The 21,589-nt window shown below is 70.4% G+C and carries 22 protein-coding genes and 2 pseudogenes; 18 read left to right on the top strand and 6 right to left on the bottom strand.

Going from position 1 to position 21,589, the window contains the following annotated elements:
• Positions 1–239: 239 nt before the first annotated feature.
• A complete protein-coding gene (locus ACH4EB_RS23195) occupies positions 240–1,466 on the top strand; it encodes a cytochrome P450 (protein ID WP_398349545.1) in 1,227 nt (408 codons plus the stop codon).
• 198 nt (positions 1,467–1,664) lie between these two features.
• Here the strand turns inward: ACH4EB_RS23195 and ACH4EB_RS23190 are convergent, their stop codons facing one another.
• Positions 1,665–2,069, bottom strand: a complete 405-nt coding sequence (locus tag ACH4EB_RS23190; RefSeq protein ID WP_398349460.1) for a MerR family transcriptional regulator — start codon at positions 2,067–2,069, stop codon at positions 1,665–1,667.
• A 427-nt stretch (positions 2,070–2,496) separates the two neighbouring features.
• On the opposite strand from ACH4EB_RS23190, the gene ACH4EB_RS23185 reads away from it, so the two are divergent.
• The 8 genes and pseudogenes from ACH4EB_RS23185 to ACH4EB_RS23150 all read left to right on the top strand — a co-directional run.
• On the top strand, positions 2,497–4,005 hold the full coding sequence (locus ACH4EB_RS23185) for a SulP family inorganic anion transporter (protein WP_398349544.1): 1,509 nt from the start codon (positions 2,497–2,499) through the stop codon (positions 4,003–4,005).
• Positions 4,006–4,354: 349 nt separating this feature from the next.
• Positions 4,355–5,362, top strand: a complete 1,008-nt coding sequence (locus ACH4EB_RS23180; RefSeq protein ID WP_398349459.1) for an acyl-CoA dehydrogenase — start codon at positions 4,355–4,357, stop codon at positions 5,360–5,362.
• Entirely contained in the window at positions 5,359–6,309 is a 951-nt protein-coding gene (locus ACH4EB_RS23175) for a PIG-L deacetylase family protein (RefSeq protein ID WP_398349458.1), read from the top strand. The genes ACH4EB_RS23180 and ACH4EB_RS23175 overlap by 4 nt, the downstream gene beginning before the upstream one ends.
• Positions 6,306–6,935: a class I SAM-dependent methyltransferase gene (locus tag ACH4EB_RS23170; RefSeq protein ID WP_398349457.1), complete on the top strand. Its 630-nt coding sequence runs from the start codon at positions 6,306–6,308 to the stop codon at positions 6,933–6,935. The genes ACH4EB_RS23175 and ACH4EB_RS23170 overlap by 4 nt, the downstream gene beginning before the upstream one ends.
• Positions 6,932–7,690 (top strand): glycosyltransferase, encoded by a 759-nt coding sequence (locus ACH4EB_RS23165; RefSeq protein ID WP_398349456.1) that lies wholly within the window; start codon positions 6,932–6,934, stop codon positions 7,688–7,690. The genes ACH4EB_RS23170 and ACH4EB_RS23165 overlap by 4 nt, the downstream gene beginning before the upstream one ends.
• A gap of 33 nt (positions 7,691–7,723) precedes the next feature.
• Complete coding sequence (locus ACH4EB_RS23160; protein WP_398349455.1) at positions 7,724–8,230, top strand: hypothetical protein; 507 nt, start codon at positions 7,724–7,726, stop codon at positions 8,228–8,230.
• A 275-nt stretch (positions 8,231–8,505) separates the two neighbouring features.
• A complete protein-coding gene (locus tag ACH4EB_RS23155; RefSeq protein ID WP_398349454.1) occupies positions 8,506–9,147 on the top strand; it encodes a TetR family transcriptional regulator in 642 nt (213 codons plus the stop codon).
• Between the two features lie 78 nt (positions 9,148–9,225).
• Positions 9,226–9,444: pseudogene (locus ACH4EB_RS23150) on the top strand (hypothetical protein); the annotation flags it as partial.
• A gap of 129 nt (positions 9,445–9,573) precedes the next feature.
• Here the strand turns inward: ACH4EB_RS23150 and ACH4EB_RS23145 are convergent.
• Both ACH4EB_RS23145 and ACH4EB_RS23140 read right to left on the bottom strand, forming a co-directional pair.
• Positions 9,574–9,993 carry a nuclear transport factor 2 family protein gene (locus ACH4EB_RS23145; protein WP_398349453.1) on the bottom strand — a complete coding sequence of 140 codons (420 nt, stop codon included), beginning with the start codon at positions 9,991–9,993 and terminating at the stop codon, positions 9,574–9,576.
• 686 nt (positions 9,994–10,679) lie between these two features.
• Positions 10,680–12,317 (bottom strand): DUF2079 domain-containing protein, encoded by a 1,638-nt coding sequence (locus ACH4EB_RS23140; protein WP_398349452.1) that lies wholly within the window; start codon positions 12,315–12,317, stop codon positions 10,680–10,682.
• 199 nt (positions 12,318–12,516) lie between these two features.
• On the opposite strand from ACH4EB_RS23140, the gene ACH4EB_RS23135 reads away from it, so the two are divergent.
• The 3 genes from ACH4EB_RS23135 to ACH4EB_RS23125 all read left to right on the top strand — a co-directional run bounded on the left by ACH4EB_RS23135 (position 12,517) and on the right by ACH4EB_RS23125 (position 14,683).
• Positions 12,517–12,813, top strand: coding sequence for a hypothetical protein (locus ACH4EB_RS23135; RefSeq protein WP_398349451.1), 297 nt, complete (start codon positions 12,517–12,519; stop codon positions 12,811–12,813).
• A gap of 474 nt (positions 12,814–13,287) precedes the next feature.
• Positions 13,288–13,743, top strand: coding sequence for a hypothetical protein (locus ACH4EB_RS23130; protein WP_398349450.1), 456 nt, complete (start codon positions 13,288–13,290; stop codon positions 13,741–13,743).
• Positions 13,744–14,095: 352 nt separating this feature from the next.
• A complete protein-coding gene (locus ACH4EB_RS23125) occupies positions 14,096–14,683 on the top strand; it encodes a pyridoxamine 5'-phosphate oxidase family protein (protein ID WP_398349449.1) in 588 nt (195 codons plus the stop codon).
• Positions 14,684–14,728: 45 nt separating this feature from the next.
• Here ACH4EB_RS23125 and ACH4EB_RS23120 read toward each other — a convergent pair whose 3' ends face one another.
• Both ACH4EB_RS23120 and ACH4EB_RS23115 read right to left on the bottom strand, forming a co-directional pair.
• Positions 14,729–15,946 (bottom strand): epoxide hydrolase family protein, encoded by a 1,218-nt coding sequence (locus ACH4EB_RS23120; protein WP_398349448.1) that lies wholly within the window; start codon positions 15,944–15,946, stop codon positions 14,729–14,731.
• A 61-nt stretch (positions 15,947–16,007) separates the two neighbouring features.
• On the bottom strand, positions 16,008–16,898 hold the full coding sequence (locus ACH4EB_RS23115; protein WP_398349447.1) for a helix-turn-helix domain-containing protein: 891 nt from the start codon (positions 16,896–16,898) through the stop codon (positions 16,008–16,010).
• A 158-nt stretch (positions 16,899–17,056) separates the two neighbouring features.
• On the opposite strand from ACH4EB_RS23115, the gene ACH4EB_RS23110 reads away from it, so the two are divergent.
• Together ACH4EB_RS23110 and ACH4EB_RS23105 are read left to right on the top strand one after the other, a co-directional pair.
• Positions 17,057–17,470, top strand: a complete 414-nt coding sequence (locus ACH4EB_RS23110; protein ID WP_398349446.1) for a DUF6415 family natural product biosynthesis protein — start codon at positions 17,057–17,059, stop codon at positions 17,468–17,470.
• A 128-nt stretch (positions 17,471–17,598) separates the two neighbouring features.
• Complete coding sequence (locus tag ACH4EB_RS23105) at positions 17,599–18,162, top strand: GNAT family N-acetyltransferase (protein WP_398349543.1); 564 nt, start codon at positions 17,599–17,601, stop codon at positions 18,160–18,162.
• A gap of 218 nt (positions 18,163–18,380) precedes the next feature.
• Here the strand turns inward: ACH4EB_RS23105 and ACH4EB_RS23100 are convergent, their stop codons facing one another.
• Positions 18,381–18,965 carry a helix-turn-helix domain-containing protein gene (locus ACH4EB_RS23100; RefSeq protein WP_398349445.1) on the bottom strand — a complete coding sequence of 195 codons (585 nt, stop codon included), beginning with the start codon at positions 18,963–18,965 and terminating at the stop codon, positions 18,381–18,383.
• A 121-nt stretch (positions 18,966–19,086) separates the two neighbouring features.
• Between ACH4EB_RS23100 and ACH4EB_RS23095 the strand changes: the two genes are divergently transcribed.
• The 4 genes and pseudogenes from ACH4EB_RS23095 to ACH4EB_RS23080 all read left to right on the top strand — a co-directional run bounded on the left by ACH4EB_RS23095 (position 19,087) and on the right by ACH4EB_RS23080 (position 21,556).
• Positions 19,087–19,923, top strand: coding sequence for an EamA family transporter (locus ACH4EB_RS23095; RefSeq protein WP_398349444.1), 837 nt, complete (start codon positions 19,087–19,089; stop codon positions 19,921–19,923).
• Between the two features lie 311 nt (positions 19,924–20,234).
• Positions 20,235–20,942: a B3/4 domain-containing protein gene (locus tag ACH4EB_RS23090; protein ID WP_398349443.1), complete on the top strand. Its 708-nt coding sequence runs from the start codon at positions 20,235–20,237 to the stop codon at positions 20,940–20,942.
• Positions 20,939–21,181, top strand: a pseudogene (locus tag ACH4EB_RS23085) (hypothetical protein); the annotation flags it as partial. The gene ACH4EB_RS23090 and the pseudogene ACH4EB_RS23085, both read left to right, overlap by 4 nt.
• 102 nt (positions 21,182–21,283) lie before the next feature.
• On the top strand, positions 21,284–21,556 hold the full coding sequence (locus tag ACH4EB_RS23080; RefSeq protein WP_398349442.1) for a Tn3 family transposase: 273 nt from the start codon (positions 21,284–21,286) through the stop codon (positions 21,554–21,556).
• Positions 21,557–21,589 lie beyond the last annotated feature (33 nt).

The raw sequence follows: 21,589 nt of genomic DNA, 5'->3' as shown, positions 1-21,589 counted from the left end.
CCGAGTCCGGCGAACCCGGGCCGCCATGGTGCACCCAGCCCACTGCAAACTGACGGAATGCTCGCGCTCGGACCGTTTGTGCAACTGCGTGTGGATTGCCGTGGCAAAGGGGACATGTCCATCAAGGGCGGGCGTTGCGCGGAGGTGCGGTCACGGCTCGGGGGACCGGTCCGGGGCTCGGGGCGACGGCCCGGGTGACGTCACGGGGAAGTCCGGGAGAGGTGGGGTCTGGTGTGAACATGCCGCAACCGTCCGAGGACCCGGCCTCGCTGCCGCCTCAAGAGGCGCCACCGCCGATCGAACTGCCCCTGCCGCCGCCGGGGACCATGGGACCGCCCACGGAGTACGTCCGGCTGCGCCGGGAATGTCCTGTGGCGCGACTTCGGGACGAGGCCGCGCCCAGTTGGTTCGTGACCCGCTACGACGACGTGCGGGCGGTGATCGGGGATGCGCGGCTGACCAGGCCGAGCGTCGACGGCTGGTCCTTCCGGCCCGAACAGGAAAGGCCGGACGGCCCGGAACTGATCACCATGATGGAGATGGAAGGCCCCCGGCACACGGCGCTGCGCAGGGCCCTGTCCGAAGCGTTCAACGCCCGCTCCGTACGCCGTCGCCGCCCACGGATCCGCAGAAGTGCCGAACGGCTGCTGGACGCGTTCGCCGACGGCGACCGGCCGGGCGACCTCATCGCCGGGTACACCGAACCGTTTCCGCTCCTGGTGGTGTGCGAATCGGTGGGCATCCCGTACGAGGACCGCGAGTACTACCTGCCCCTGGCGGACGCGGCCTTGGGAGCGCTGCTCACCGTGGAGGAGGCGCGGCGGGTCACGCCGCTGCTGCGGGACTACGTACGGTCGCTGATCGCCCGCAAGCGGCGGTTGCCCGCCGCCGACATCCTCAGTGACCTGGTCCGCAGGTGTGATCGGGGGGAGCTGGACGAAGAGAGCGTACTGAGCTTCGGCCTGTCGATGCTCGTAGCCGGTTACCGGACGACGACCATGTTCCTGTCCGACGCCATCGTGGCGCTGCTGACCGAGCCGGGCCGGTACGCCCGGCTGCGTGACGACCGGAGTCTGCTGCCCGGAGCGGTGGAGGAGTTCCTGCGCTACGTACCGGTGATGAACGGAGTCGTGGTACTACAGGCCACCGAGGACATCGAACTGGGCGGGCAGATGATCCGGGCGGGGGACGCGGTCCTGCCGGCACTGGCCTCCGCCAACCGCGACGAGACCGTGTTCGACGCGCCCGAACAACTCGACCTGTGCCGGCGGCCGAACCCGCACATCGTGTTCGGCCGGGGCGCGCACAACTGCATCGGCGCCCACCTGGCGCGGGCGGAGCTGACCGTGGGCCTGGAGGCGCTGCTGGACCGCTTCCCGCACCTGCGCCTGGCCGAAGGGCACAGCCCCACCTGGGACGACGACTCCCCGGCGAAGTCGCCGCTCACCCTTCCGGTCTGCTGGTGAGCCGTACGTCTGCGGGGGCGGCCGCCGAGAGCGTACGGACGTCGGCTCGTACCGGTCGGCGACCGGCGACCGGCGGGTGATGGTGCGGCCGCGACCGTCAGCGGCGGGCCGTAGCGGGGCACGGCGGGGGCGGCGGTGCGGTCGGCTTGGCGGATGGCGCTCAGCCGACAGGCATCCCGCGCATGGGCCGCGCGGCCGTCACGGGCTGGGGGCAGGGGAGAGGCGCTCGCGAAGCGTGGCGGCGAATTCCTCGGCTCGCGCCAGTTGGGCGCGGAGCTTCTCCACCTGCTCGGCCGCCTCCTGCTCGTATCCGCGGATCCGTTCCGTCAAGGCTTCCCGTTCGGAGGCCGTCAGTACCTCGCCGGCGTCGAGGCGGTCGGTGGCCTCCAGGAGGTCCCGCATCTGGTCCAGTGTGAAGCCGAGCGGTTTCATCCGGCGGATGACCGTCAGCCGGGCGACATCGCCCTCGGTGTACAGGCGAAAGCCACCCTGGGACCGGGCCGAGGGGGTGACCAGGCCTGCCTGGTCGTAGTGCCGGATGGTGCGCAGGGACAGCCCGGTCCGCGCGGCGACCTCGCCGATCTGCATGTGCTCGCTGCTCACGCGGGCGCCCGTCCTCTCTGCGTCGTCGAACCCCTCAGCGGCCGACGCCGATCTCTACCCTAACGTCAGGGTAGAGTAGGGGGATATCGGCATCGGCTTCCCGCCGTCCCGCCCGCTCCGTGGTGCGGTACGGATCTTCCGTGACCGTCAGCCGTGTCGGGACCGACCACGCCCCCGGCGAGGACCGTAGCCTGCCCAGGAGAGCGAGCGTGCGCATGCCAGTGATGCCCCGCGCTGCCGCCTGCCCGCCGTGACGCTTCACCCCGGGGCCCGGGCCGGCACTGCGTAGCGGTCCCGGCTCCGCCCCTGCCCGAACTTCCGGCCCCCGTATACAGGGCCGCCCGCGGGGTGCCGACCGGCCCCCGTGTCCTCCCGCACGCCCGGCCTGCCCCGCAGGGCGTGCCCGAGCACGACAGGTTCCTTGCCCTTGTCCTCCGCCGCCTCCACCCCCTCCCCGGCCACGCGCCTGCGCGGCCTGAAGCCCGACTGGCTGTCCGACCCGAAGGTCTGGCGCACCGAGATCCTGGGCGGCCTGGTCGTGGCCCTGGCCCTGATCCCCGAGGCGCTCTCGTTCTCGATCATCGCCGGGGTCGACCCGGCGATCGGCCTGTTCGCCTCCTTCACCATGGCCGTGACCATCTCGGTCGTCGGCGGGCGCCGGGCGATGATCTCTGCGGCGACCGGTGCCGTCGCCCTCGTGATCGCACCGCTCAACCGCGAACACGGCCTGGGTTACCTGGTCGCCGCGGTGATCCTGGCCGGTGTCTTCCAGGTGATCCTGGGCGCGCTCGGGGTGGCCAAGCTGATGCGGTTCGTCCCGCGCTCGGTGATGGTCGGCTTCGTCAACGCCCTGGCCATCCTGATCTTCACGACGCAGATTTCCGAGATGCACGACGTGCCCTGGGCCGTCTACCCGCTGATCATCGGCGGGCTCGCGCTCCTGGTGTTCTTCCCCAAGGCCACCAAGATGATCCCGGCCCCGCTGGTGTCCATCGTCGTCCTCACCGCCATCACCGTGGCCGCCGGGATCGCGGTGCCGACCGTCGGCGACAAGGGCGATCTGCCGTCCTCCCTGCCGGTGCCCGGCCTGCCCGACGTACCCTTCACGACGGACACCCTGGCCACCATCGCCCCGTACGCCCTGGCCATGGCGCTGGTCGGCCTGATGGAGTCGCTGATGACCGCGAAACTCGTCGACGACATCACCGACACCCGCTCCTCCAAGACCCGTGAATCGATCGGCCAGGGCATCGCCAACATCGTCACCGGCTTCTTCGGCGGCATGGGCGGCTGCGCCATGATCGGTCAAACGATGATCAACGTGAAGGTCTCCGGCGCCCGCACCCGCCTGTCCACGTTCCTGGCCGGATCGTTCCTGATGGTGCTGTGCATCGTCTTCGGCCCGATCGTCTCCGACATCCCCATGGCCGCCCTGGTCGCCGTCATGGTGATGGTGTCGTTCGCGACGTTCGACTGGCACTCCATCGCGCCCAAGACCCTCAAGCGGATGCCCGCCGGCGAGATCGCCGTCATGCTCATCACCGTCGCGGCCGTGGTCGCCACCCACAACCTCGCCATCGGCGTCGTCGTCGGCTCCCTCACCGCCATGGTCATCTTCGCCAAGCGCGTCGCCCACCTGGCCGAAGTCACCCCCACCCCCGGCCCCGACGACAGCACGGTCGTCTACACGGTCACCGGGGAACTCTTCTTCGCCTCCTCCAACGACCTCGTCGGCCAGTTCCACTACGCCACCGACCCCGACCGCGTCGTCATCGACCTGTCCGCGGCCCACATCTGGGACGCGTCCTCGGTCGCCGCCCTCGACGCCATCGAAACCAAGTACCAAAAGCGCGGCAAGACCGTCGAGATCACCGGCCTGAACGACCCGAGCGCCCACCTCCACGGCAAACTCAGCGGCGAACTCTCCAGCCACTGAATTCACCGGCCACTGATCCCACCGGCCACTGATCCCACCAGCCGCTGACCGCCCACCCGAAGGCCGCCACGCAGAACGGAGCTCTGCGTGGGGGCCTTCTGCGTGTCTGCTTCCCGGGGCCTGGCGTGTGGGGGGCGGTCGGCCCGCCGGCCCCCGGAAGAGCGTCCCCGATGCCCTCAGCGCCCCCGGCGTCCCCTGATGCGGAAGGGGCCCGAGCGGCCGCACCGTATAAGAGACCCTTCGCGGGGTATTCGGGATCGAGCCGGACCGACCACACGGTGCGAATCCGCACCCCTCCCCGGGAGGCGACAGCCGGGCCGGCACCGCCGCGCGAAAGGTAAGACCAGAAGTGACTGTAGGAACCGCAGGAGAGGCAACCAGACTCGTCCCGGACGCCGAAGAGGTGCGAAGGGTGGTGGCGAACCGGTTCCGCACCTGGGTCGACACCGAAGCCCACGACCTGCCCCTGCCGGGAGCGGGACGTACCCAAGAGCGCTTCGCCGCCCTGTACGCGCTCGGCCGCACCGACCTGTCCCTGGCCCGCCTGGCGGAAGGGCACGCCGACGCCACGGCCATCCTGCGGGAACTCGGCGCGCCCGCACCCGGCCCGGGCGAGTACTGGGGCGTATGGGCCGCGCAGCCGCCAGGCACCGGCCTCCAGGCACGTCAGGAGGGCGACCAGTGGCTGCTGGACGGGCACAAGGCGTACTGCTCCGGCGCACACTCGTGCACCCACGGCCTGGTCACCGCCGACACGTCCCACGGGCGCCGGCTGTTCGCCGTACGCACCGACCACCCCGGTTACGCACCGATGGAGGGAACCTGGCAGGCCATCGGCATGGCCGGCAGCGACACCCCCGACGTGCGCTTCACGGCGGTGCCGGCCCGGCCCGTCGGCGCCGTCGGGGCCTACCTGGACCGGCCGGGTTTCCAACACGGCGGCATCGGCGTCGCCGCTTGCTGGCTCGGCGGGGCCCGGGCCGTCGCCGACACCCTCCAGAACGCCGCCCACACCCCGGACCCGCTGACCGCCGCACACCTGGGTGCGGTGGACGTGGCGCTGTACGCGGCGCACAGTGTCCTGCAACAGGCGGCCCAAGCCATCGACGCCGATCCGCTGGACACCTCGGGGACCGCCCGGCTGCGCAGCCTGCGCGTCCGGGCGATCGCCGAGCGCGCCTGCCACGACGTCCTGGACCGGGTCGGGCGGGCGACCGGCGCGGGGCCCCTGTGCCACGACCCGCGCCATGCCCGTAACGCCGCCGACCTGACGGTCTACATCCGCCAGCACCACGCCGACCGCAACCTCGCCGAACTCGGGTCCCTGGTGGCGCAGGAAGCCGGGCCGCAGCGATGACCGAGATTTTCGACCGCGAGACGGCCGCCGCCGCCATCGACGCGCCAGGCACCCCGGAAGAGCACTGGGCCGCCTGGGAAGAGCTGGCCCAACTGCCCGTCGTACGGCCGCCGTCCGGGCCCGTCGTGGTGGTCGCCGCCCACCCCGACGACGAGGTCCTCGGCTTCGGTGGCACGATGGCGCAGCTCACCGGCGCGATCCACCTCGTGACCATCACCGATGGGGAGGGCTCGCACCCGCACCTGCCCGCGGACCGGATCGCCGCCATGCGCGCAGCCGAACTCGAACGCGCCCTCGGTGTCCTCGCCCCACGCGAGCACCATACGTACCGGCTGCACATCCCCGACACGGACGTCGGTGCCTACGAGAGGCAGCTCGTACGGCAACTCGGCACGCTGCTGAGGCAGACCGGCGCCCGCCTGTGCGTCGCACCGTTCACGGGCGACCTGCACGCGGACCACGAGGCAGCCGGCCGGGCCGCGGCGGCCGCGGCCCGGCAGACCGGCACCCCCTGCTGGCACTACCCGGTATGGATGTGGCATTGGGCCGCACCCGGCGACCCCCGGGTGCCGTGGTCCATGGCCCGCCGCCTGCCCCTGCCCGCCTGGGCACAGGCCCGCAAGCAGGCAGCGATCCGTCGGTTCCGCAGTCAGATATCTCCGCTCGGGGGTGGGACCGGGCCTGGGGGCGGGCCCGGGACTGGTTCGGGTCCTGGTCCGGATCTTGGGCCTGGTCCCGGTCCTGGCTCCGGTCCCGGACGATCCGGTCTCAACCCTCGCTCCGGTCGGGCCCCTGGCCCCGGTCGAGACCCCGGTCCTGACACGGGCCCCGCCCCCGACACGGGCCCCGCCCCTACCCCCACCCCTGTCACCGACTCCAACACCGTGATCCTGCCGCCCGCCGAACTCGCCCACCACACGCGCCCCTTCGAGACGGTCTTCACATGAGCACCAGCCAGGCCACACCCCCGTCCTACTTCGCCACCATGTACGCCCACGCCGCCGACCCCTGGCACCTGGCCAACCGGTGGTACGAGCAGCGCAAGTACGCCCTGACCGTCGCCGCGCTGCCCCGCCGCCGCTACCGCCGGGCCTTCGAACCGGGCTGCTCCGTCGGCGTCCTGACCCGGCTCCTGGCCGAACGGTGCGACGAGGTCCTGGCCACCGACCGGGTACCGGAAGCCGTCCGCGCGGCCGCTGCCCGCAACCACGACCAACCGCACGTCCAGGTGCGCCCCATGGCGATTCCGGACCAGTGGCCCGAGGGCACCTTCGACCTCATCGTCCTGTCGGAACTGCTGTACTACTTCGACGACGCCACCCTGCACACAGTCCTCCAACGCACCGTCGACAGCCTCCAACCCGGCGCAACCCTGGTCACCGTGCACTGGAACCACCCCGTCGAAGACCATCTGCGTACGGGAGCCCAGCTCGCCCCCCTGCTCGGCGCCGTACCCGAACTCGCCCCCGGAGCCCGGCTCGACGACGCCGACTTCGTCCTGCAGACCTTCACCCGACGCCTGCCCGACGGCACCACCACCCCCACCCCCGCAGCAGCCGAGGGGCTGGTGTGAACCACCCGCCCCTGCTTCCCACCGCCATCGTTGTCGCCGTCCCCGCCCACAACGAAGCAGCCACCCTGCCCTCAACCCTCCGCGCCCTGCACACAGCCACCCACCACCACCGACTGCTCGCACAGAACCTGCCGGTGGTCACCGTGGTCGCCGCCGACGCCTGCTTCGACGACACCGCAACCCTCGCCCGCCGGTACGGCGCCCACGTCGTCCAGCTCGCACGGCGCAACGTCGGCGCCGCCCGGGCCGCCGCCGTCGCACACGGCCTCGATCTCCTGGGACCCGCCGCCGACCGGGCCTGGATAGCCACGACCGACGCCGACACCCTCGTCCCCGCCACCTGGCTGACCCATCAGATTGAACAGGCCACCGCCGGCTGGGACTGCGTACTGGGCACCATACGGGTCGCCCCGCACTCCACCCTCAGTACCACCGCCGCCCAGCACCACCACACCCGCTACTTCGCCGGACGCCCCGAACGCGACCACACCTGGGCCCACCCGCACGTACACGGTGCCAACCTGGGCGTTGCAGCCCGCGCCTACCACCGAGCCCACGGCTTCCCGCCGCTCACCCACAGCGAGGACCACGCCCTGGCCACCGCACTGCAACGCACCGGCGCCCGCATCCTCAGAACTGACCACTGCCCGGTCCTCACCTCCGGCCGTACCACCCCCCGAGCCCCCCACGGCTTCGGCACCTACCTACAAACCCTGACCCCAGCCCCAGCCCCAACCTCCGCCTCAGCCCCCTGATCTCTGACCTCACCGCCATTCATGATCTTGGCCGTGGAGCGAATACCGGAAGTGGTGCTGCGGGGACGAGGCGTCGTCTTCCGGCTGGAGGCGTACGTGGTGCGAGTGGTGCGTGGCCGCACCTCCTGGACGGTGCCGTTGGCGGCCATCAGCCGCGTCGAGTACGGGGGAGGGCGCGTCCGGCTGGAGTTGTCCGGCGATGCCGCTCAGGGGGACGCCTTCACGCTCGCGACCCGTAATGCCACCGCAGCCGACGCTTTCGTCCAGCGGCTGCGTACGGCGTTGACGCGGCTGCCGTCCCCGGGGCAGGGGCCGACGCAGGTGGTGAGGGAGGACGCGGGGCGCCGCCTGCCGAGAGTCCCCGCGGGCGCGAAGATCGGCCTGGCGATCGTGCCGTACCTCGCGTTCTTCTCGGTGTCCGTGGGCCGGGGTGCCGAGGCCGGGGTCGGGACACTCATGGCCGTGATCTTGCTCTACTGGCCCGTGGGTGGACGTGACCTACGACCCCCTGTCAGCCACCCGGGCCAGAAAGGATCGTGACAGGCGGCTCGCCGTGCGCGGTATCGTGCTGACGTTCCTCGGAGTGCTCTCGGTCGTCCTGATGCTCCTCCCTTTGGGGCTGGTTGTCTCTTCGCCGCTCGTCTGACTTGCTGAACTCGCGCTGATGGCAACGGTTGTGCCTGTCAGGCTCCTTGTTCCGTTTCCCCCTGCGCAGACGTCATGCCGCCTCGGAGAGAGTCGTACGCGTCGGCGGTCCACGACCGGAGTATGTTCCTGTTGCAACTAAGGTGGGCGCCTGACACCAAGGGGGCATCGTGCAGGACCGGGCAGTCATCACACGGCACAGCATCCTCACCGCGGCCGCCGAGCTGATCAACGAGCGTGGGTACGGCGGGGCGTCGATCTCGCAGATCACCGCCCGGGCCGGCGTGGCGGCAGGGGCGGTGTACTTCCACTTCCGCAGCAAGGAGGGCATCGCCCGCAGCCTGCTCGACCTCGACCTCCTGGAAGGCATGTCCCCGAGTCCCGGGCCGGCTCTTCAGCAGTGGAGCGATCTCGCCCTGCTGCTGGCCCGTCGCATCGACACCGACCCGAAGGCGCGGGCGGCTCTGTACGTGGCCGCGCTGGCCGAGGGGCAGGACGGCTGGACATCGCCCTGGCCGACGTGGCGGGCGACGGTGGCCCGCCCGCTGCGCGTCGCCGAGCGACAGGGCGAGCTCCAGGCGCACGTGCAGCCCGATTCCGTCGCCGAGCTGACGGTGAGCGCGTGGGCCGGAATGGCCGGCCACCGTACGCCCGGTACGGCGGAGCAGCAGATGCGCACGTTTCTGACGTTCTGCCTGCCCGGCATCGCCACACCGGCGGTGGCGGCCCGGCTGGATCTGACGCCGCGACTCGCGCCGCGACCGGACCCCGGTGCGACGGAAACGGCAGCCGCCCCGGGGGCCACTGCCTGACCGTCGTCGCTCCACGGGAAGACCTTCTTCGGATTCGCCAAGCCTCACCTCATCGGCCGCGATGTGGGTGCGGCGCTCATGATGATCGACTCACGGCTCAAAGGCATCTACGCCGGCAGGACCGAGACCGATCCGGAAGAACAGGCGCTGACCGACCAGTTCACCGCGTCCCTGGGCCCCAAGGGAGCCAAGGAGCTGTTGGACGGCGCGTGCACGCTCATCCTCATGTTCATGAATTGGCTGCGGTTGGCCTATGAAGACCACGACAAGGACGTCATCGAATACGTGGTGCCCTCTCGCCACCGGGTCAGCCGGCTCCACGGCCCATGGGCGCGGCGCGGTCATAACCATGACCGCGCCGTCAGCGCCTGACGCTGCCGCAGGCAGGCAGCGAAGCGCCTCCGGCACCCCGGCCCGCCACAAGCCCTACTGCGGAACATCGCCGAAGACCATGCGGTGCCCACGGGCCGTGTCCGTGTACTCGCGGACCCGGTGTATCAGCCCGCCTTGGAGTTCCAAGACGAAGCAGAAGTCGTTGACGTAGTGATTGCCGTTGGCGAGTGTTGCCGCGACGGTCGCCTCCACGACGCCCCACTCGCTGTCGGCGTGGAGGTGGCGGGGGGTGACAACGAGGTCACGCGCGAAGAGGCGGGGAAAGTCCTCGGCGAAGAAGCGTACGATCGCCGCCCTGCCCACCATGGGGCCTGGGGGCGTCTGGAGAGCGACGGCGGTGGCGTTCCCCGGAGGCGACAGCCATTCCGCGTCCTCGGTGAGCACCGAGGAGATCTGGTCAGGATCGCCGCTGGCGAGTGCCTGAAAGGCGTTCTGGATGGCGGTGTCAGTCATGCGTCCACTGTCACCGTTAATGCTTGCGGCGTCTTGGACGATTGTTCCTATGGAGTCCGAGGCCGAGGCCGAGTCCGGGTCCGGGGCTGAGTCCGGGGGCCGAATCCGGGGCCGTCCCGTCGTGGGCAGATGATCCGTCGTGCGCGAGCGTGGGGGACTCTCCACCAGGGTCCCGGCCGGAGCGATGGCGGCGAGCAGCCCGGGAAGGCGCCAGGCCCGTCATCCGATCCGGACTTCCGGGTTGGTCCGGCATGGCTGCGGGCCGACGGCGCGATGCGTCCGGATGCTGTGAGCCGGAGCCGGAGCCGGAGCCGGAGCCGGCGAAGCCGAACCAGGCAGGAGAGACCGTGGACGACCCCAGCCGCCAAGGAGCCCGAAGCTCGGCGTTCACCAGCTCTGGCCATGCCGCTTCCGGTGGGGCCGAGGCTCGTCGATCGAGTCCGGCCGAGGAACGAGGAGGGCATGGCCGGCGGGAGTTCTCGTCGGCATGGCTGAGCAGACCTGCCTGACGGGGACTGCCGCGCTGCGTACTCACGCATCGGCAGTGTTCGTGGCGCCGTCGCGGCGAGGACGGTGACTCCATCGCGGTAACTGGTGCCGTGACCGGACCTCTCGTAGGGGAGAGCGCGATCGATCGGTGACGCGTGGGGCCGAAGGGCGGATACGGGTCAGATCTCGGACGCTGGTCATCCGGTGAACAGGTTTCTGCCGAGGCCCGCGTCCGGAACGTCTTTCACGGGGGTGCTGTCCGGGCCGGGAATGCGGGTGCCGGGAACGATCGCCTTTCCACTCGTCCGCCGCAACAGCACCGTTTCGCCGTGGGCCCAGATGCAACGGTACCCGTGGGCGAGCAGCACACTGCGGCGTTGCTCCAGTTGCGCGGTCGTGGTGAACGGGAAGGTGGCCTTCGCGGTTTGCAGGACAACGTAGTCGGCGCCGCGTGGAAAAGCGTCGAGAATCACGGTACGGGTGCGTGCCGTCAGTCGTACGGCCACATTGTTGTCCGCCTCCACCGTCGCACCGTCCGGGACGCGTTCGGCCGCCTCGATGAGATTCCGGGCGTCCGCGGAGGGCTTCCAATGGTCCGGGCTGAATAGGGTGATGAGGCCGAAGAAGCTAGCGCTCGCCAGACCAATCCCGACAACGAGGACTCCTCCCACGGCAGCGCTTCGCCGCGGCCCGGCGCCTTTTCGCTGCGCTGCCCGGTGAAGACGCGCGGCGGTTTCCACCGCTGCGGTCAGCAGGATCGGCCAGGTGAACGCGTCATAGTGGTGGATCAGCGACCAGTGGTTGGGGTTGTCGGACAGAATGCGTTCGGCGACCAGCGGGACGGCGCACAGCGTGGTGGCCGCGCCGAGCGGAAGCAGTAGCAGCGACGACAGGAGCCACAGGACCAGCCCGGCTTTCACCGGTGTGCCGAAGGCGACGGTGAAATACGCGCTCGGGTCGGTCACCGCCCGCCGCATCAATGCGCCGAAGGAATCGCCGAGTGCGCCGTAACTCCAGTAGTAATGCCGCAGCCCTCCCATGGCCGGTATCAGTACGCCGATCGTGACCGCTGTCATGGCTGGTCCGAGCACCAGGAGCGCCGCGCCCGTCAGCCGGGCGCGGCTGCGGCCACCACGTCGGCTGCGCCAGAGCAGTACGGCGCCATAGGCGCCCACAACGACACCGAGGTCTTCCTTCGTCAGACACAAAAGGACAGCACAGGCAGCCACCGCGCCGTAACGTCGGGCAAGACCGCGCTCCAGCAGGAAAAGCGTGAGCGGCACCGCGAAGGCGACCTCGTGAAATCCGTTGCGGGCCGCCACCAGCAGCGGCCAGCCCACCGCGTACGAAAGCGTGGTCACCAGAGCGGCCCGGGCGCGCACCGCCGGTCTGGCGTGGGCGAAACAGCGCAGGGAGATCCGCCGGACGACAGGAACCCCGGTCGCGAACAGTGCGGCCTGAGCCACCATCAGCACCCGGGGGTCATCCCACACCCAGTACAGGGGAGCCAGCAGAGCGAGAATCGGTGAGAAATGGTCCCCCAGGAGGGAAAAGGTAGGCGGGAACTCGTGGTGGACATTCTTGATGGCGGAGTGCGGCAGTTCGAAGTGGGCGTACGAGCGGATTCCCTGGTCGAAGATCCCGAGGTCGAAACCGCCCAGGCTGGCGGTGTGCCATAGCTGGAAACCCACGCCGCAGGTCACCACGGAGCACAGCAGCGTCGGCCAGCACGCGGCCGAGTGGCGTGCGCCGAGTCTTCGGTGGGCACTGGAACGGCCGAAGGAGGCATTCCGGCGGCCGCTGCTTTCCGAAAGGACGATTGGATCGGTGATCACCAGCGCACTGTAATGACCCGACCCGCCGAACCGTCGTGACCCGTGCGTCATTTCCGTCTGGTGTTGCGGCCCTGCACCCCGGCTCGCCGTTCAGCCCATACGTTACGGCGCACACCCGGAAAAGGATTTGAGACGGGGACGCGTGCCTGCCCGCGAGGCGGCCCGGCAGACCGTATCGACGAGATTTCACCCCGTCGACATGGCGGAGGGCGGAGGGCGGAGGGCAGAGGGCGGGGAGACCGGCGTCCTCGACGAGCAGGGCGAGGTTGCCTGTGTGGTCGCTGTACTGGACGAGTACGTTGACGTGCGCGTCCCCCAGAAGCCTGGCCAGCGCCCCGAGCCGGTCCGCCGGCACCACCTCCGAGTCCTGCACGCCGGTACTCAAGACGTCACCACCGTCGTGACGACCTCTACGGGGGTGAACAGGCTGTTGTCGATAGATCAGCCGCGTGGGTCGGTGCCACACATCATCGCCGGCGGCGCGACCGCGGGTTGACTGGGTCGAGTCCCAGCGATTCCCGTACGGATCCGGGCGGCCGAGGTCGTGTTCGAGGAGGCCCCGCCGGCCACCTGCCCGGGCCACCCCACCCCGGTGAAACTGCCCAGCCGCGGCACGACTGAGCGACAAGGCCGTGCCGCTACGCAGCCCTGACGCCGATACAACCAGCAACGACCTGCACCCGCGCTCGGACTGCTGTTCGGCCACGTTCCCCCCGCTCGCGTCGCGCAGACGGCCACATCCATGGAGAGTGTCAAGGAGTACGCGTACCGCACCGGTGGCCCCGCGGGAGCAGTGGTCGTGCCGACTTGGCTGGATTCGGCTGGGGCCCATTGCCGTGCCCCGCGAGCGGCCAACATGATCAAACCGTCGCAGCAGCAGCCACTCGCGCGGACTCGTCTTCCGCGTACTGTCAGAACCGGAGATTGAAGCTTGTCGCCTCGAACCGCCTTCCGCTCCGTAGCAGTGACCATGACGACCGCGGCCCTGGGCCTGGCGCTCGCGTCCGGCGCCCAGGCAGTCACACCCCCGAGCGCCGACGCACCGGTACAGGCGCGCGGAGCCACCACGGCCACCGCCCCGGCCGACAACCCCTTCGAGGGGATCGAGCTGAGCGGCCTGCACGCCGAACAGCGCACGATGTGGCCTGCCGGCACCCCCGTGCACTATTGGGCGCTGGTTCTCGACGACGATCTGGCCGGGCAGGAGTACTCCGGCGGGGCGTTCTTCCTCTACGCGCCGGCCGCCGGCGAATTCGGGTGGTTCCTCGACACCGACATCCCGCAGCGCACCGTCGACGGCCCGTCCCAGGTCGTCATTGCCGATCCAGAGTTCCTGAGGACCCACCCCCGCGCCGAGGTCCGGTACGGCGACCCGGACCGCCCCGAGCGGGCCCGTACCGTGGCCACCGCCATCGTTCGGAGGTAGCCGACAGCCGCTCAGGGCATGGAGCGAGTGGTCAGCCGATCGGGTCGACGCGGGCGGCGGCGGGTGAGCTGTCCGCCTGCTTGCCCGCGTCGCCCGCCGGTGGCCACTACCGCGGTCGCGCGCCCGTCGCCGGTGGGGGTTGAGGGGGCTCAGGAGCGGCTCCGCGACACCACAGGAGGCCGACTGGGGCATCTCCGTGCGGAGCTGATGGGCCGTCACGGCCTGGCAGCTCACATACCCGTGCCTGTGCCCTTTCCCGTGCCCGTTCCGGTATCCCCGACCGCGCCCAAGATCACCGATCGCGGGGCAGTCCGTTAGACAGGCGAAAGGTAATCGTCCATAATCGTTAGTCATGGGAAAGACTTATGAGCGCATAGACGGCCGCCTGCGCAGCTTCATCGAACAGCAGCCCATGTTCTTCACCGCCACGGCACCGCTGTCCGGTGACGGGACGATCAACCTCTCCCCCAAGGGCCTCAAAGGCTCCTTCGTCGTCCTCGACGAACTCACCGTGGCGTACCTGGACTTCGCGGGGAGTAATGCGGAGACCATCGCCCACCTGCGCGAGAACGGCCGGATCACCCTCATGTGGTGCGCCTTCCAGGGGCCGCCGACCATCGTCCGGGTGCACGGCCGGGGCGAACCCGTCTTCCGCGACGACCCCCGCTTCGCCGAACTCCTGGCCCGCTTCCCCGACATCGACGTCACCTCGCATGGGCTGCGCGCCATCGTCGTCGTGACGGCTGAACTCGTCCGCGACACCTGTGGTTTCGCGGTGCCGTTCATGACGTACGAGGAGGACCGGGAGCTGCACGGGCAGTACTTCGCGCGCAAGGACGACGACGCGCTCAGCGAGTACTTCACGCGCAAGTCCGACATAGCAACCAGCATCGACGGCCTCCCCGGCCTGCCGCTCCCGCTTCCGCCCCGGAGTGTCTGAGCGGCCGTCCCCTTTCCCGCGCGGCGCCCCACGAACAAGAAGCCGTCACCCCGCGACATCGCCCGTCCGGCGACGCGCATGCCGGAATGCGGCCCGGATTTCGGTGACCAGCAGATCCGGCTGTTCCAGGCCGGGGAAGTGGCCGCCACGGTCCATCTCCTGCCACCGGCGCAGGTCGTGGTAGCGGCGCTCGGCCCAGCGCCGGGCGGTCGGCCAGGGCTCGGCCGGGAACAGTGAGCAGGCGGTGGGCGTCGTCACCGGTTGGGCGTTCTCCTCTTCGGCGCTGCGGGGCACCCACCGCATGGCCTCCCAGTACCAGCGGGCGCTGGAGGCACCGGTCCCGGTCAGCCAGTACAAGGCGATATTTTCCACCTGCTGCGTCAGGCTCACCCCGCCACCGGCCTCCGGCCGGGTGTCGGAATAGGCGGTGAACTTCTCCCCGAGCCACGCCGCCAGGCCGGCGGGGGAGTCGAGCAGGGAGTAGCCGAGTGTCTGCGGTCGCGTCGCCATGATCAGCCCGAAGCCGTAGCCGTCCGCGAGATGGGTGTCGCGTCGCTCCAGCATGCGGTGTTCCGCCGGGTCCGGCGCGTTCCGGTCCTCCGGCAGGGGAGAGGCGAGCGGCATCGTCAGGTGCAGGCCGGCGACGCGCTCGGGTGCCTGGCGCGCCAGTTCGGTGCTGACGTACGCGCCCCAGTCCCCGCCGTGCGCGCCGAACCGCTCGTAGCCCAGCGCGGTCATCAACGCGGCCCACGCCCGCGCCGTACGGGCAGGCTGCCAGCCGCGCTCGCGCGGACGCCCGCTGAACCCGAACCCCGGCAGCGCCGGTACGACCACGTGGAAGGCGTCGGACGCGGAACCGCCATGGGCGACGGGGTCGGTCAGCGGCCCGAGGACGCTCTCGAATTCGAGCACGGAGCCCGGCCAGCCGTGGGTCAGTACCAGGGGGAGGGCCGTGGGCTCGGGCGAGCGCATGTGCCAGAACGCGATGTTCAGACCGTCGATCCGGGTGCGGTAGTGAGGAATGGCGTTCCAGCGGTCCTCCGTGGCCCGCCAGTCGTGCTGGCGCCAGGCACCCAACAACGCTTTCAGTCGGCCGAGTTCGATGCCTTGCGTCGCGTCCGGCACCGTCTCGGGCTCGGGGAGCCGGACCTCGTCGAGACGAGACCGCAGGAGCGTCAGCTCGCGGTCAGGAATGTGGATGGGGTAGGGCTCGATCTGCTCGACCTGCTCGTTCTCGGGCACTGTCGCCGTGTTTTCAGACATGGGCGAAACCCTAGGTACGGTCACCCGCCCGGGCCCATGCCTGAGATTGCCGTGGCAGTGGTCAGGAATTGCGGTACGCCGAGGGGCGGGCGCCGGTGTGGCGCAGGAACGCCGTCGACAGGGCGCTGGGATCGGCGAATCCGCACAGCGGCGCGATCTGGGCGAGCGTGAGGCCGGTGTCCCGCAGCAGGCGTTTCGCCTCTTCGATGCGGAGGTGGATGAGGTAGCGGTGGGGCGTTTCTCCCGTTGCCCGGCGGAACACGCGGACGAGGTGGAAGACGCTCAGATGCACCTCGTCCGCGATGTCGGCCAGGGTGAGCGGTTCGGCCAGCCGTTCCCGCATGAGCGCGATCGCCGCGCGGACGCGCGCGTCCTCCCGCGTGAGGGCGGGCCGGCCCGGGGCCCGGGAGTGACGGGTGAGCAGGTGGACGGCCAGGAAGGCGGCCGCGGACTCGGCGTACAGGTCCCCGGTCTCCTCCACCGAGCCGACGGCGCGGACCGCCTCCACGAGCAGCGGGTCCCCGGCGGCCACGGAGGCCGCCATGCCTTCGTAGTCCACTGCGCGGCCGCCCAATCGCACCGTGGTTCTTTCGACGGTGCTGCGCGGGATATGGACCTGCACGCTGCGCAACGGCCCGTCCCCGCGATAGCGGCGGAGGACGGGCCGGTCGGGAACGGCCAGTTCGAGCCGGCCCGGCGTCCAGGTGTGCCGGTGCCACCGGCCACCGGTCCGCGTCTCCATCACGGCCCGGCCTCCCACGGGCAGGACCAGGTGCAGGTCCGCCGCGGCCGGCAACTCCATGTTCTCGACGGCCGGGACGTGGTGGAACCGTTGGACGAGTAACGACTGCCAGGCGGCGTCCTCGAAGCTGCAATACGTCCGCCGGACGTAAGAATCCATGTCAAAACCGGCGTAAGGCTGGAGGTCGAGATGAGCGGAATCGAACACCATGCGCCGAGAGTAAGGGAGGGGCAGGGTTCGCTGGGCGGACGGCAGAAGGTGGCAGGGCGGCAAGGGGGAGGGCAAACACCTGCACGGTCATACCAACTGATCGGTATTTTTCTGGTGTTCGTCGGGTGGCAGTGCGGTGCGGGAGGCAGGGTAGGGCTGTGCAGCTTGTGAAGATCCCTTCGCTGTCCGGCGCGGCCGCCCTGGCTGCCGGAGGCCAGGCCGAACCTTTCGCCGGGGACGAGCCGCTTCTGCGGGCGCTCGCCCGCGCGCGGTATGTGATCGGTGATGCCGTCGCCCCACCGGAAGAACGGATGGCGGTGGAGGCCGCCCTATGCGGTCATATCGCCGTACTGGCGCCCCGCGTACGGACGCAGGCCGACGCGCTGTGGCACGGCGGTACCGAATGGGACCGGCTGGCCGCCCGCCTGGACGACATCGCCCACCTCACCTGCAGGCCGCTTCGCGAGTCCCAGCCGGCCGCCCGGGCCCACCTCGCCGAGCTGGCCCGCGCCTGCCAGTGGCTGTTCGACCGGGTCACCGCACACCGTCGAACGCCCGGAGCGAACGGTTGAACCCGGTGGGCGGCTCTGCGGCACGCCGGGGCGCTTCGGCCCCTGGCGGCGACTTCACGTCCACAGCGGTCGCAGTAACCGGGCCCGGCCATCAGCGGCTGGATAAGCTTCCGATCATGAACACGGCCATGACGAGCAACGGAGCCGCCGAGCCGGTCATCCTGGAGGCGGGGGAGCTGTCGTCCGACCCAGTCCTCCAAGCCCGGTTCGCGGAGTCGGCCCACCGGGTCCTGGCGGACCTGGTCCGCGGAGGCGCCGCGCTCGGCTGGGTCGAACCGCCCTCACGTCATGAGGTGGCGGAACTCCTCGGCCACGTCATCAGTGCGGTGCGGGCCGGAGACGGAGCCCTGCGTGCCGCATACCTCGACCGTCGGCTGGTCGGGCTGGGGTACTGGCTGCGCTACGCCCGGCCGACCCATCGGCCGCACGCCGACCTGGAGAAGGTCGCGGTCGATGCCGCTGCCCACGGACGAGGCATCGGTCGGGCGCTGACCGCTGCCTTGATCGCTGACGCCCGACGGGCGGGTATCGAGGTCCTCACCCTGGACGTCCGCGGCGACAACAGCAGCGCCCTGCACCTGTACCAGTCGCTGGGTTTCACCGAATACGGCCGACTGCCCGACTTCGTCGCCGTCGGCGAACACCGCTTCGACAAGGTCTTCTGCATGGTGGACTTCCGCCGGCAGGACTGACGCCGGCCGGTAGCCGATGGCGGCGGCCTTGCCCCAGGCGATCGGCCCGGCGGCGGAGATTTCGCCGTACGTGGCCGGAGTCGCCGTCGCCCTGCCAGGCGGCGACCACGCGGCAGAGACGCTGACAGCAGGACAGGAAAGGACAGGAAAGGACAGGGCAGGACAGGGCAAGGGCGGGCAGCGCGAATGCCCCACTCCCCGTACACCCTCTACGCAGGTCAGACGGCGGGAGCAGGGCCGGGCGGCAGGTGGACGGTCATGATCAGGTGGCAGGTCTCGGCACCGGCGCCCCGGTAGACGTGGGGGGCGTCGCCGCTGAAGGTGGCGGTCTGGCCGGTCTCGACGGGGTACTCGGTGCCGTCGACGATCAGGAGCATGCGTCCCGAGGTGACGCTGACGGTTTCGACGACTCCGGCCTGATGGGGGTGGCTGGGGTACTCCTCGTCGGGCTGCAGTCGCCAACGCCACACTTCGACCGGGGCGCGGCCCGAGGTCGTCAGCATGAGCCGGGCCTCGCTGCCCCGCTCGCCGGTCCACAGCGGCATCACGGCGTCGGCGGACACCACCCGGACACGGCCTTCGGCAGGCCCCTCCATCAGGGCGGACACCGAGACGCCGAGGGTGTCGGCGAGGCGGACCAGGGTGGCGAAATTCGGGTTGCCCTGGGCTTTCTCCAGTCCGACCAGGGCGCCCTTGCTGACCTTGGCGCGCCGGCCGAGTTCGTCCAGGGACAGGCCGGCCCGAGTGCGGGCCGTCCTGACGTTGTGCGCGAGCGTCCGCAGGGCTTCCTCCGCCTCGGCCATCCGCTTCACCATCCTTGCCAGTAGGTCACTTCGATGCACCGGTCGGTCATTTGGTTGACAACTCCCAGTCGTTTCACTGTACGTTTTAGTCGTTCCGCTGATAGTAAGGGATGTACGTACTGTGATCGCTCTGCTGCTGGCCCTGGGCAGCTCCCTCGCCTACGGTTGCGCCGACTTCCTCGGCGGCCTCGGCGCCCGAAAGGCCCACGTACTGCGTACCGTGATGATCGCGGCCCCGGCCTCACTCGCGGTCGAATTACTGCTCTGGCCCGTACTCGGCGCTTCCTTCAGTGCCGGTGCGCTCGGCTGGGGCGCTGCTTCCGGCGTCGCCTCGGCCGCCGCCTTCGCCCTGCTCTACCGCACTCTGGCGCTCGGCCCGATGAACGTCCTCTCACCCATCACCGCGCTGGTGTCCGCCGTGCTCCCGGTCGGTGTCGGCCTGCTCCAGGGGGAGCGCCTCGGCCTCGCCGGCCTCCTGGGCCTGCCACTCGCGCTGGGTGCCGTGGTGCTGGTCAGCGCTGGACACGGTGCCGGGGCGGCCCGCCCGTCCCGTACGGCGCTGCTGCTGGCCTTCGGCGCGGGCGCTGCCATCGCCCTTCAGTTGATCTTCCTGCACGAGGCTCCCCCGGGCAGCGGCGTCGCCCCGCTGATCATCGGCCGTACGGTCTCCTCCTCCGTCACCCTGGCCGCGGCCGGCCTGCTGCACCGCAGGCTCGGGACGGGGAAGCCCGCGTACGCGATGTCGGCCGCCGCGGGCGTGCTGGACTCGGTGGCGAACCTGCTGTTCCTGCTCGCCGTCCGCAGCGGAGATCTCGCCGTCGTCGCCGTGGTCACCGCTCTCTACCCGGCCGGTACCGTCCTGCTCGCCCGCAGCGTCCTCGCCGAACGCATCCACCGCGGCCAACTCGTCGGCCTGGGCGCAGCCGCCGTAGCCGTCAGCCTCCTCGCCCTCACCTGACCCGCGCCGCGCCCATGCCCGCACCGCACCGCGATCGCAAGGAGCCACCGCGTGTTCATCCCACCCTGAGGCGTGAGCCTGGGCGAATCCCGGTGGCAGCCCTGGATCGCCGATGGCCCCGACTTCGGCATCCTCAGCGCCAACGCCTGCCAGGCCGGCCGTACGCAGCGGTCTCCGCCCACTTCCCCAGCAACCCGGCCACCTCCCGGTGACCCCACCTGCCCCGTCCTCCCCAGCGCCATCGTCTGAACCACCTCGGCCCCTGAAACCCCAGCACGCCCACTCCGTACGCACAAAGGAACGGATCGCCCATGACCGCCTTCCGCCTCGCCCCCGCCGTCGCAGACACCTTCCCCGAGACCCTCATCGCCGTGGTCACCGCCACCGGCCTCAGTGGCCACGAACCCTGGCCCAACACCGCCGCCGCCCTGGCGGAGCTGGAACAGCAGCTCGCCGACGGCACCTGGCAGCCCGCCGCCGAGTCCGACCCGCGCATCGAGGCGTGGCACACCGCCTATCGTTCCTTCGGCACCAACCCCCGCCGCATCCGCCCCAGCGTCGACGCGCTCGGCCGCAGGGTGGCCAAGAAGGGCAGCCTGCCGCGCATCAACCCGGCCGTCGACTCCTACAACGTCGTCTCCGTCCGCCACGGCCTGCCCGCCGGCGCCTTCGACCTCGACCATGTCATCGGCGACGTCGAGATCCGCCATGCGGACGGCACGGAGGAGTTCACCCCACTCGGTGAACCCGGTTCCATCGAACATCCCAGGCCCGGTGAGATCATCTACTCCGACACCACCAGCGTCCTCACCCGTCACTGGAACCACCGCGACGCCCACGGCTCCCGCGTCACCGAAGACGCCACCCATGTCGCCTTCATCCTCGAAACCCTCCACGCCACCCGCGACGGGGACCTCCTCAAGACCGCCGCGAACGAGCTGCAGGACCTCCTCACACCGCACGCCGACCGGGTCACCGTGCACTACCTCACCCCGGCACAGCCGCGGGCCACTGTCTGAACGCCCACCATCCGACGCCCGTCGAGCCACCATCCCGAGGTGCCCAAGCTTCGGAGCGGACACCTCTCCTCCGCCAGCATGGGAACAGCCTGCCGAACCTTGCGGATGGCCGCGCTCGGCAGGCCGGGGCCGGCACCCGCAATTTTTCCACGTGGCACGGCACCACCCTGGACGTCGAAACCCACTACACCGACTCGCACGGCCGATCAGATATCGGGTTCGGCATCACCCGGCTGCTGAATTTCGACCTGCTACGCCCCGGCGATCCGGACGAGGACCGCGTCCACCGAGGCGATCCTGCGCCGCTTCACCCGCAACGCCTCCCGCCCCGTCTACGCGCGATGCTGGAGGGCGGGCAGGCGCAGAGGACCATTTTCGTCGCCCGCCACCTGCGGCTGCGGGATCTTCAGCGGGAGATCGAGCAGCCCCTGAACGTCATGGCGTCTCTCAACGGCGCCAACACCGTGATCGCCTACGGCAAGGGCGGGGAGATCGCCTCGAACCGGCGCGACGAGCAGGAGAGGTTCGTCCTGAGCCTGCGATCTGCAGTCAGCCATGGCCTTCGTGAACACCCTGATGTTCCAGGTACCAGGACTCCCTGGGGGCCGGAGTAGGCTGGCCTCCACACACCCGCCGACCGGCGCGGC

Source organism: Streptomyces sp. NPDC018045 (assembly GCF_044327445.1).
Classification (GTDB): Bacteria; Actinomycetota; Actinomycetes; order Streptomycetales; family Streptomycetaceae; genus Streptomyces.
This window is presented reverse-complemented; position numbering and strand designations above follow the sequence as displayed.

What these genes read in the sequence shown, in the direction of transcription:
- ACH4EB_RS23195 (WP_398349545.1), top strand. Translation starts at nt 240, where the DNA reads ATGCCGCAACCGTCCGAGGACCCGGCCTCGCTGCCGCCTCAAGAGGCG.
- ACH4EB_RS23175 (WP_398349458.1), top strand. Translation starts at nt 5,359, where the DNA reads ATGACCGAGATTTTCGACCGCGAGACGGCCGCCGCCGCCATCGACGCG.
- ACH4EB_RS23170 (WP_398349457.1), top strand. Translation starts at nt 6,306, where the DNA reads ATGAGCACCAGCCAGGCCACACCCCCGTCCTACTTCGCCACCATGTAC.
- ACH4EB_RS23145 (WP_398349453.1), bottom strand. Translation starts at nt 9,993, where the DNA reads ATGACTGACACCGCCATCCAGAACGCCTTTCAGGCACTCGCCAGCGGC.
- ACH4EB_RS23135 (WP_398349451.1), top strand. Translation starts at nt 12,517, where the DNA reads ATGGCGGAGGGCGGAGGGCGGAGGGCAGAGGGCGGGGAGACCGGCGTC.
- ACH4EB_RS23130 (WP_398349450.1), top strand. Translation starts at nt 13,288, where the DNA reads ATGACGACCGCGGCCCTGGGCCTGGCGCTCGCGTCCGGCGCCCAGGCA.
- ACH4EB_RS23125 (WP_398349449.1), top strand. Translation starts at nt 14,096, where the DNA reads ATGGGAAAGACTTATGAGCGCATAGACGGCCGCCTGCGCAGCTTCATC.
- ACH4EB_RS23120 (WP_398349448.1), bottom strand. Translation starts at nt 15,946, where the DNA reads ATGTCTGAAAACACGGCGACAGTGCCCGAGAACGAGCAGGTCGAGCAG.
- ACH4EB_RS23115 (WP_398349447.1), bottom strand. Translation starts at nt 16,898, where the DNA reads ATGGTGTTCGATTCCGCTCATCTCGACCTCCAGCCTTACGCCGGTTTT.
- ACH4EB_RS23105 (WP_398349543.1), top strand. Translation starts at nt 17,599, where the DNA reads ATGACGAGCAACGGAGCCGCCGAGCCGGTCATCCTGGAGGCGGGGGAG.
- ACH4EB_RS23100 (WP_398349445.1), bottom strand. Translation starts at nt 18,965, where the DNA reads ATGGCCGAGGCGGAGGAAGCCCTGCGGACGCTCGCGCACAACGTCAGG.
- ACH4EB_RS23090 (WP_398349443.1), top strand. Translation starts at nt 20,235, where the DNA reads ATGACCGCCTTCCGCCTCGCCCCCGCCGTCGCAGACACCTTCCCCGAG.
- ACH4EB_RS23080 (WP_398349442.1), top strand. Translation starts at nt 21,284, where the DNA reads ATGCTGGAGGGCGGGCAGGCGCAGAGGACCATTTTCGTCGCCCGCCAC.